Here is a 9,260-nt window from a genome sequence, read left to right on the forward strand (position 1 = left end):
CTCCTAGTTGTCGGGACCACCGGCCGCAAAGACCATATCCATCATCTCTTGTGTGCCGCGTGAAAACTCCAGCGGGCACGGGTAGGCTACGCCATCACGCACGGATTTGCAGAACTTTTCAACCTGCAAGATATAATGGTTCGCAGCGGGCCAACGCTCGGACACGACGGTGTGGGCGCCGGTATCCAGCGTCAGTTCCGCCACATCAAACAGGTTTGCATTATAAGGACAGGTCAGGCGCAGCACGCCGGTATCGCCGTGAAAGGTGATCTGCTGGCGTGGCTGCATCCGCATGGACACCAGCGCGGAATAGGTAAAATCAGGGAAATCCGCTGCGATGCGGGCAATCACATCGACCCCGTTTTCATAGGTCAGACTGGCATAAGGCACCGCAACCGGGTCCTGCCCCGTCACGAACCGGGCCGAACCAAAGGTATAGACCCCGATATCCGGCAACCCGCCGCCGCCTGTTTCGGGCCGGTTGCGAATGTTTTGAACCGCGCCGACGTTGTTATAGGTGAACGTGGCGTCCACATGGCAGAGCCGGCCAATCGCGCCCCCCTGCACCAGTTCGCGGGCACGGATAAACTGCGGATGATGCACGATCATGAACGCCTCGGCCGCCAGCAACCCCGCCTTGTCGCGCGCCGCGATCAGCGCATCGAACTGGTCCGCCCTCAGCGCGATCGGCTTTTCGCACAGCACATGCTTGCCTGCCTCCAACGCCTTGATCGTCCATTCCACATGCAGGTGATTGGGCAGCGGGACATAAACCGCATCAATATCCGGGTCGGCCAATAGCGCATCATAGCTGTCATGCACCCGCATCGCCGGTGCAAAATCCAGAAACCCCTGCGCCTTGGCCCGGTCGGATGTGGCAAGGGCCACCAATTCGGCCCCTTTCGCCGCATGAATGGCCGGGGCCATATGCTCTTTTGCAAAATTTGCGGCGCCCAGAACGCCCCAACGGATCGGTGTCATGTCATACTCCCTTTCAGCAGCATGTTAGCGCCAACATCACTGGAAGGGAAAGCACCACCGCTTCTTTGTCGAAAAAAATATCCCCGCCGGAGGCTCCGACGGGGATATCATTTCAAACGCTGGCGATGGATCAGGCCGTTTCCAGCATGCCCTTTTCCTTGGCCAGTTCCTGCATCCGCGTTTGCAGCTTTTCAAAGGCGCGCACTTCAATCTGGCGGATCCGTTCGCGGCTGACGTCATACTGGCCGCTCAGGTCTTCCAGCGTCACCGTTTCCTCGGCCAGACGGCGTTGCACCAGAATATCCTTTTCGCGATCATTCAGCACTGACATCGCTTCGGCCAGCAATTCGCGGCGGGCGTCAAGCTCATCATGTTCCTCGTAATCCGCGGCGGTGTTGGCGCTTTCGTCCTCCAGCCAGTCTTGCCATTGCATGGACCCTTCGCCATCGGCACCCACCTGTGCGTTCAGGGATGCATCACCACCCGACAGGCGCCGGTTCATGGAAATCACCTCGTCTTCGGTGACGCCCAGATCGGTCGCGATCCGTTGGACATTTTCGGGGCGCAAGTCGCCATCTTCCAGCGCGCCGATGCGGGATTTCGCCTTGCGCAGGTTGAAAAACAGCTTCTTTTGCGCGCTCGTCGTGCCCAGTTTCACCAGCGACCACGACCGCAGGATATATTCTTGGATCGACGCACGGATCCACCACATGGCGTAGGTCGCCAGACGGAACCCCTTTTCGGGGTCGAACCGCTTGACCGCCTGCATCAGGCCAACGTTGGCTTCTGAAATCACCTCGGCCTGCGGCAGACCATAACCGCGATAACCCATCGCGATTTTTGCGGCCAGTCGCAGATGCGATGTGACCATTTTATGCGCGGCTTCTGTGTCTTCGTGATCGACCCAGCGCTTGGCCAGCATGTATTCTTCTTCGGGTTCCAGCATCGGGAACTTGCGGATTTCCTGCATATAGCGGTTCAACCCGCCCTCCGGCGTCGGAGCCGGGAGATTCTTCAAGTTGCTCACTGTCGTTGCCCTCCATTATGTTTAAAGGCTTAACATCGATATGGTGACGCACTCCCAACCATTCAAGGGAGGGCTATGCGAATTTCGTAAACCAAATATGAACTCATCAGTTTAGTAATGCGAGGCACATTTCCGTGCGCTCACGCACATGCGATTTAATATTTCAGCCCTTCCCACCAAGAGCGCGCAGCAATCCGCACATATCGATCGGCATTTCGGCCTCGAACTGCATGAACGCGCCCGAAACCGGGTGTTCAAACCCCAGCGTCGCCGCATGAAGCGCCTGACGCGCAAACCCGGCCGTTGCTGTGACACCAGCCTCGCCCACCACCTTGGGCGACAACTTGCGTCGCCCGCCATAGACCGGATCCCCGATCAGGGCATGACCGCAATGGGCCATATGCACCCTGATCTGGTGGGTCCGCCCGGTTTCCAGCCAGCATTCGATCAATGCGGCACAGGGCGGATGACCCAAAGGGTCCAAAATCCGGCTACGCGTCACGGCATGGCGTCCGTTTGTGAATGATACCGCTTGCCGCTGCCGGTCCGTCTTGTGCCGCCCCAACAGGGTCTGCACCTTCAGAATATTGCCCGATTCGAATGATGTGCCCTTGATCCCCCTCAATCGGGGGTCATTGGCATCCGGCACACCATAGCAAATCGCCAGATAGCGCCGTTCGACGGTATGGGCCGCAAACTGGTCTGCCAGATGATGATGCGCACGGTCGGTTTTCGCGGCGACCAGCAAGCCGGTCGTTTCCTTGTCGATCCGGTGCACGATGCCGGGGCGTTTCATCCCGCCCACGCCAGACAGCGTGTCACCGCAATGATGGATCAATGCATTCACCAATGTGCCACCCGGCGTGCCGGGGGCCGGATGCACCACCATGCCTGCGGGTTTGTTCACAACGATCAGATCGTCATCTTCGAAAACCACCTCCAGCGGAATGTCTTCACCGCCGATGTGGCTTTCCTCTGCTTCATGCAGGGTCACGACAACCCGCGCACCTGCGGCAATGCGAAAACGGGGGTCGGTCACAACAGTGCCATCGACCGTCACAGCGCCATCAGCAATCAACCGCGCCAGTCGCGATCGGCTGAGTGCGGCATCTTCGGGCACATCACGTCCTAGCGCCTTGTCCAGACGCGGCGGCGGGCTTGTATCAATCTCGAATGCGATATGTGAAATCATGATCGGGTCCCGCTTCATCATCTTGCCTGAAATACTCCCGCCGGAGGCTCCTGACAGAACACGCAGGCGACCGGCACGCAATGCTGAACAAAGGGTGCCCCATACGCTTTCAAATTCCGCAAAAATTTGAAAGTGGTACCACCTCCTGGTCTCGAACCAGGGACCTCTTGATCCACAATCAAGCGCTCTAACCAACTGAGCTAAGGCGGCACTGGTGGGGGACTTAGCGGGCCCGTCGTTTGATTGCAAGACCTCATCCGTCATTTGGGCCCGCTACGAGCCTTGCAAGTCCACACAACCTCGGGCTAGGGAAAACAGCAGATATCAAGGGGACCGTCATGGGGATCAACAACGAACGCGACATCGAGGCGAATATGCAGATCGGGCCAACCGATCTTGGCATGGTGCGGATATTTGTCGAAGCCGGGGATGTTGAAATCCCAATGGATTTCGAACCCGAAGAAGCCGAGGAAATCGCCGAAGAAATAAAGGCTGCCGCCATGGCCGCCCGCGCTGTCAAAAAGCGCTGACAAACCCCGGATCGCGCGCCGCCTGCGCCCTTATTGCCGCATGACGCGCGAATTTCTGCACCATGACCTTGCGGCGGGCCGGTGACAGGCGCATCTCGCGGCCCATCCGAATGATTTCGGCGTCATAGCCGTCGGCCAGCATCAGACCGGTTTCGGCAGGCAATAATTCGGACGGAAAATCATTGCCCACGGCCCAGAAAAACCGGTCACACCATTCCAGATAACCCTGCCATTTCTGATCGGCTTGAAAATCGGCACGGCTTGATTTGCATTCCACGATCCAGATTTCGCCTTTCGGGCCCAGTGCCATCACATCGACGCGCAGTCCGCTGGCAGGCACCAGCTCCTCGACACTAACAAAATCATGGCCGCGCAGATGCCGGCTGACGCCACGGGCCAGTAACTGGCCCGGCATCAACGGCTGAAAGACAGGATCGTGGGACATGATCCAAATATGAACAAAACGGAAACATCGTCAAGCATGATGTGATCTGCAATGATTCTGTCCAGACATAATCATTCTCGCTGCGGGGTCCGGCAACGGTTGCGCCACATTTGCGCGGCCGCTCGTAATTTGAAATTTACCATTTTATATCAATGCTTAAGGTTCACAAAGCCCGTGAAACGCCTCGGAAATTATCGGATAATGTGACCCGATTAAGGCGCGGGCACAGGCAAAGCTTTATCGAAAAACACCTAAACGTCACGATTTCGTCGGGTTTAACGTCAAGAAAGATACCCAACGTTAACGAGGAGCCGCCACATGTCATTTTTGGTCAACATCACCTTTTTCGAAGTTTGCATGGCACTTGTCACCATAGCTGTGGCCGAACGGGCGCTTCTTGCTTTTGCGCCGATCGACATGGTCGGGCCGAACGGCTGGCTTTTTCGGGGCGACGTGGAAGAATAAACTCTCCTGACCACTTGCTCTGCCGCACGTCGCGGCCTACCTGATGGGGTGGCGGGTTTCTGCGCTTCTCGTAGCTATAAGGTACAAATCCAGTGGCCTTAAGCAAATCCGAGGGAGCTGGCTCTGTTCAGGCCCTGGTCTGATTACCTGGCGCCCACCTGTATAAACAGGTCCTCGGGGTTAGTTACCTTTACGGTCGCCGTGGTTCCCGCCACCTTACCATGATACCCTTGGCAGGCAGCCGCACCTTGCAGCACAGCGGCTATCATATGCGGCCAGAGCCAGCCCGCACGGCGGCGGGCACAAGCGTTCCCTGATCGGTGTCATCGTTGTCTTTGTCAGTCTTGAGCATGACCATCACGGCGAATTGGACACTGCCAAATACCGTTCCGTGGAAAAACCACAACAAAAAGACCGCCAGAAGGCCAATATCTGATCCTGCGATCAGCCGCCCCAGATGGCCGATATCGAACCATAACAGCAGCCCGACAAACAACGCAGAAAGCCCGAAACCAACCACGCAATGGCGTAGGTAAAGCCGCATCAGGTTTGGTTCAGTTAATGTCGCCATAGGAAGATAATACACCCGACAGTCCGTCAAGCAAAGGTGCTAGAATGCCTCAGGCTGGGCTGCGCGCGCCATATGGTCCAGAACGGCGTTCACGAACTTGGGTTCCTTGCCATCATGTGAAAACGCCTCGGCCACGGCAACGAATTCGCTGATGACCACCTTGGGCGGGGTCTGTTTGTGGATCAGTTCGGCCCCGGCGGCCCGGAACAACGCGCGCCATGTGGGATCAATGCGCCCGATTGGCCATTTGGCAACCAGTGCACGGTCGGTCATCTGGTCGATCGCGGCCTGGTTATCAACAGCCTTTTCCATCAACAGACGAAAGGTCTCGATATCGCCTTCGACCATTTCGCCGTCTTCGAAAACCTCACCGAACCGGTGATTCTCGAATTCGGAAATGATCGCATCAACGGTCTGGTTTGATGCTTCCATCTGAAACAGCGCCTGCACGGCATAAAGCCGGGCAGCGGATTTCATCTTGCGGCGTTGGTTGTTTGAAATTGTCATGCTTTTTGTGCGCTGTCCGGTTTTCCGGCCAGCAGGATTTCCCGTGTGAAACCGACCCCTTTGTCAGCGTTGCCCCACTTACGGGCCAGCGCGATCAGGTGCAAGGCCGCAGCCGCCGCGCCGCCACCTTTGTTCATCTGGTCAGGATCGGCGCGCACCGCGGCCTGTTCGTAATTTTCGACCGTCAGAATCCCGTTGCCAATGCATAGCCCCTGCAAGCCCAGCAGCTGGACCGCGCGGGAACTGTCGTTGCAGACCGTGTCGTAATGCGTCGTCTCGCCCCGGATCACACAGCCAAGCGCGACATAACCGTCAAAATTACCCATCCGTTCGGCGATGCCGATGGCGGTGGGGATTTCCAGCGCGCCGGGCACATGCACCATGTCGTGCGTCGCCCCTGCCTTTTCGATTTCCGCCTTCGCGCCCGCGACCTGATGGTCGCTGATGTCCTTGTAATAGGGCGATGCCACAATCAGCAGTTTCACCGGCTTGTCGAATTCCGGCAGCGACATGATGTGGTGCGAGGGTCCGGCCATTATCCGATCTCCGAGATTTTGCGCGTGCCGACGATTTCCAGACCGTAAGCATCAAGGCCCACGACCTTTGGGCGGGGCGAATTGGTCAGCAGTTCGATTTCATGCAGGCCCAGCGACGACAGGATTTGCGCGCCCAGCCCGTATTGCCGCAGCGTCTGGGGCGAGGCACCTTCACTGGTGTGCAGTTCCATATGCACATCGCGCAGCAGCACCAGCGCGCCGCGTCCTTCGGCGGCGATCAGTTTCATCGCGTCGCCGAATTCGTCGCGCCGCCCGCGCGGGCCAACGCCAACCACATCCAGCATCGGGTCCAGCGCGTGCATCCGCACCAGCACCGGTTCCGGCGTCGTGATGTCGCCCTTGATCAGGGCGATATGTTCGGCCCCTTGTGTTTCATCGGTATAAATCCGCAGTTCCCATTCACCGCCGAATTCGGACTGGATCGTGCTGGTCTCGCGGACGCGCACCAGATTGTCGTGGCGGCGGCGATAGGCGATGAGGTCGCTGATCGTGCCGATTTTCAGCCCGTGCAACTGTGCAAAGGCGATCAGGTCCGGCAGGCGGGCCATTTCGCCGTCTTCCTTCATGATCTCGCAGATCACACCTGACGGGTTCAAACCTGCCAGCCGGGCAATATCGACTGCCGCTTCTGTATGGCCGGCCCGCACCAGCACGCCACCGTCGCGTGCGCGCAGCGGGAACACATGGCCCGGGGTCGCGATATCAACTGCGCCCTTGGAACTATCAATCGCGGTCGCCACGGTCAGCGCACGGTCGGCGGCGGAAATGCCTGTGCTGACACCTTCGCGGGCTTCAATGCTGACGGTGAACGCCGTTTCGTGTCGGGACGAGTTGTGCGAGGCCATGAGTGGCAACCCCAGCGCGTCGATCCGCACACCGGTCAGCGACAGACAAATCAGCCCGCGCCCATACTTGGCCATGAAATTGATCGCATCCGGCGTGGCCATCTGCGCAGGGATCACCAGATCGCCTTCGTTTTCGCGGTCCTCGTGATCGACAAGGATGAACATCCGCCCGTTCCGGGCGTCTTCGATGATGTCTTCGGTCTTGCTGATGGCGTCGGACCAATCCAGCTCGACCGGTCCCGGTGTTTCGAATGTCTGGTTCATGGCAGCCCCCGATCAGATGTTGCACGCCAGATAGCCCAGCGCCCGCGATTTGGAAAGGGTGCGCGCACGTCAGCCATAGTCGCGCAGCCGGGCGACATAGCGGGCCATCGTGTCAATCTCGAGGTTGATCAGATCGCCGACCGCCACGTCGCCCCATGTGGTCGCCGTTTTGGTGTGGGGAATGAAATTGATCCCGAAATCGCGCCCGTCCACCTCGTTCACGGTCAGCGATGTGCCGTTGAGCGCGACAGACCCCTTGGGCGCAATGAATTTTGCCAGTTCCGGGGGCGCGCGAAAGGTCACACGGGTGCTGTCGCCCTGATCTGTCACCGCGATCACCCGGGCCACGCCATCCACATGGCCCGACACGATATGCCCGCCCAGTTCGTCGCCGACCTTCAAAGCGCGTTCAAGGTTCAGCCGCTTGCCAACGGCCCAGCCGCCTACGTTGGTGGCCCCAACCGTTTCAGCGGAAATTTCCACATCAAACCAGTTCTGCGGGTCGCGCCCCAGCGCCACCACTGTCAGGCAGACCCCGTCACACGCGATCGACGCGCCAATGTCGATTCCGCCCACATCATACCCGGTGCCGATCCGTGCGCGCAGATCGCCGCGCTGCTCCAGTTCCAGCACATGGCCGATATCCGTGACAATTCCTGTGAACATTGCGGCTTCCTTTCGCTTTCACCCTGACCTAGTCGCTTGCACCCGCCCCGGCAAGACATCAGGCTTGCAGCCCCGCCGCAATCACGCCACAGATAAGCGTTAATGGATCATGAATACATATCAGCGACACAGGCGCCATGACCTCCGGCACGACACGACACTTCCTGTTTCTGCAAGGCCCGCACGGACCGTTCCTGCGCCAATTGGGACGTATGCTGCGCAAGACGGGGGCCACGGTCTGTCGGGTCGGGTTCAACGCCGGCGATGCGGCCTTTTGGTGGGGCGATCCTGGCTATATCCCTTTTGCCGGGCCACTGGCCGACTGGCCCCGCACATTAGCGAACCTGCTGCGGGACCAGAATATCACTGATATCGTGCTTTATGGCGACACCCGCCCGATCCATGCAGAGGCGGTGCGCCAGGCACGTGCGGCGGGGTTGCGGGTGCATGTGTTCGAGGAAGGCTATATGCGCCCCTATTGGGTCACATACGAACATGGCGGCAGCAACGGACATTCGCAATTGATGGATTTATCCATCACGGATATGGCCAATCGGCTGGCACGGTCAGCCAGTGACATACCGACGCCGCCCTCGCATTGGGGCGACATGCGACAACATATTTTTTATGGCGCGCTATATCATTGGTTCGTGATGTTCCGAAACCAGCGATATCCCTATTTTCAAAGACACCGGGCCCTGCCCGTCCGACAAGAAGCAGGGCTTTACACCAAGCGACTGCTGCTGATGCCGTTTCAGGCGCTTGGCCGTCGCCTGGCCACCTGGCGGATCAGGCGGGGTGGTTATCCCTATCATCTGGCGCTTCTCCAGCTAGAGCATGACGCCAGCTTTCAGGTGCATTCGCCTTTTACCAGTATGGCCGCGTTTCTGGAAATCGTGATCGACGGATTTGCCAAGGGCGCCCCGCGTCATCACCATCTGGTGTTCAAAGGGCATCCGCTGGATAACGGTCAGTCACCCCTGCGCCAGATCATCGCGAAAAAGGCAAAGGCGTATGGCGTTTCCGACCGGGTTCACTATCTGCGCGGCGGCAAGCTGGCGCAGGTTCTTGGCGATGCGCGCAGCGCCGTCACCGTCAATTCCACCGCCGGTCAACAGGTGTTATGGCGTGGCATTCCGCTGAAAACATTTGGCACTGCTGTCTATGACAAGCCTGAACTTGTGTCGGATCAACCCCTGCCGGCCTTTTT

General features: G+C 58.6%; 12 protein-coding genes and 1 tRNA gene. 3 read left to right on the forward strand and 10 right to left on the reverse strand.

What is annotated here, in order from left to right:
* Positions 1-3: 3 nt before the first annotated feature.
* The 4 genes from ACTG4B_RS09410 to ACTG4B_RS09425 all read right to left on the reverse strand — a co-directional run bounded on the left by ACTG4B_RS09410 (position 4) and on the right by ACTG4B_RS09425 (position 3,410).
* Positions 4-981 (reverse strand): Gfo/Idh/MocA family protein, encoded by a 978-nt coding sequence (locus tag ACTG4B_RS09410; RefSeq protein ID WP_439155443.1) that lies wholly within the window; start codon positions 979-981, stop codon positions 4-6.
* A gap of 130 nt (positions 982-1,111) precedes the next feature.
* A complete protein-coding gene (gene rpoH, locus ACTG4B_RS09415) occupies positions 1,112-2,008 on the reverse strand; it encodes an RNA polymerase sigma factor RpoH (RefSeq protein WP_439155444.1) in 897 nt (298 codons plus the stop codon).
* A 163-nt stretch (positions 2,009-2,171) separates the two neighbouring features.
* Positions 2,172-3,200 carry an RluA family pseudouridine synthase gene (locus ACTG4B_RS09420; RefSeq protein WP_439155445.1) on the reverse strand — a complete coding sequence of 343 codons (1,029 nt, stop codon included), beginning with the start codon at positions 3,198-3,200 and terminating at the stop codon, positions 2,172-2,174.
* 133 nt (positions 3,201-3,333) lie between these two features.
* Positions 3,334-3,410, reverse strand: a tRNA-His gene (locus ACTG4B_RS09425).
* 128 nt (positions 3,411-3,538) lie between these two features.
* Between ACTG4B_RS09425 and ACTG4B_RS09430 the strand changes: the two genes are divergently transcribed.
* A complete protein-coding gene (locus tag ACTG4B_RS09430) occupies positions 3,539-3,730 on the forward strand; it encodes a DUF6324 family protein (protein WP_439155446.1) in 192 nt (63 codons plus the stop codon).
* Here ACTG4B_RS09430 and ACTG4B_RS09435 read toward each other — a convergent pair.
* Positions 3,717-4,175: an MmcB family DNA repair protein gene (locus ACTG4B_RS09435; RefSeq protein ID WP_439155447.1), complete on the reverse strand. Its 459-nt coding sequence runs from the start codon at positions 4,173-4,175 to the stop codon at positions 3,717-3,719. The genes ACTG4B_RS09430 and ACTG4B_RS09435 overlap by 14 nt on opposite strands.
* A gap of 318 nt (positions 4,176-4,493) precedes the next feature.
* Between ACTG4B_RS09435 and ACTG4B_RS09440 the strand changes: the two genes are divergently transcribed.
* Positions 4,494-4,640, forward strand: a complete 147-nt coding sequence (locus ACTG4B_RS09440; RefSeq protein ID WP_439155448.1) for a hypothetical protein — start codon at positions 4,494-4,496, stop codon at positions 4,638-4,640.
* A 265-nt stretch (positions 4,641-4,905) separates the two neighbouring features.
* Here the strand turns inward: ACTG4B_RS09440 and ACTG4B_RS09445 are convergent, their stop codons facing one another.
* From ACTG4B_RS09445 to ACTG4B_RS09465, 5 genes are all read right to left on the reverse strand, one after another.
* Positions 4,906-5,226 (reverse strand): hypothetical protein, encoded by a 321-nt coding sequence (locus ACTG4B_RS09445; protein WP_439155449.1) that lies wholly within the window; start codon positions 5,224-5,226, stop codon positions 4,906-4,908.
* 24 nt (positions 5,227-5,250) lie between these two features.
* Positions 5,251-5,718 (reverse strand): transcription antitermination factor NusB, encoded by a 468-nt coding sequence (nusB, locus tag ACTG4B_RS09450; RefSeq protein ID WP_439155450.1) that lies wholly within the window; start codon positions 5,716-5,718, stop codon positions 5,251-5,253.
* The gene (locus tag ACTG4B_RS09455) at positions 5,715-6,254 is read right to left on the reverse strand and encodes a 6,7-dimethyl-8-ribityllumazine synthase (RefSeq protein WP_439155451.1); all 540 of its coding nucleotides are present in this window, start codon (positions 6,252-6,254) and stop codon (positions 5,715-5,717) included. Before ACTG4B_RS09455 ends, nusB begins: the two co-directional genes overlap by 4 nt.
* Positions 6,254-7,384 (reverse strand): 3,4-dihydroxy-2-butanone-4-phosphate synthase, encoded by a 1,131-nt coding sequence (gene ribB / locus ACTG4B_RS09460; RefSeq protein ID WP_439155452.1) that lies wholly within the window; start codon positions 7,382-7,384, stop codon positions 6,254-6,256. Before ribB ends, ACTG4B_RS09455 begins: the two co-directional genes overlap by 1 nt.
* A gap of 69 nt (positions 7,385-7,453) precedes the next feature.
* Positions 7,454-8,050: a riboflavin synthase gene (locus ACTG4B_RS09465; protein ID WP_439155453.1), complete on the reverse strand. Its 597-nt coding sequence runs from the start codon at positions 8,048-8,050 to the stop codon at positions 7,454-7,456.
* Positions 8,051-8,187: 137 nt separating this feature from the next.
* On the opposite strand from ACTG4B_RS09465, the gene ACTG4B_RS09470 reads away from it, so the two are divergent.
* A partial coding sequence (locus ACTG4B_RS09470) for a capsule biosynthesis protein (protein WP_439155454.1) occupies positions 8,188-9,260 on the forward strand: 1,073 nt, incomplete at its 3' end.

The organism is Yoonia sp. (assembly GCF_965660735.1).
Classification (GTDB): Bacteria; Pseudomonadota; Alphaproteobacteria; order Rhodobacterales; family Rhodobacteraceae; genus Yoonia.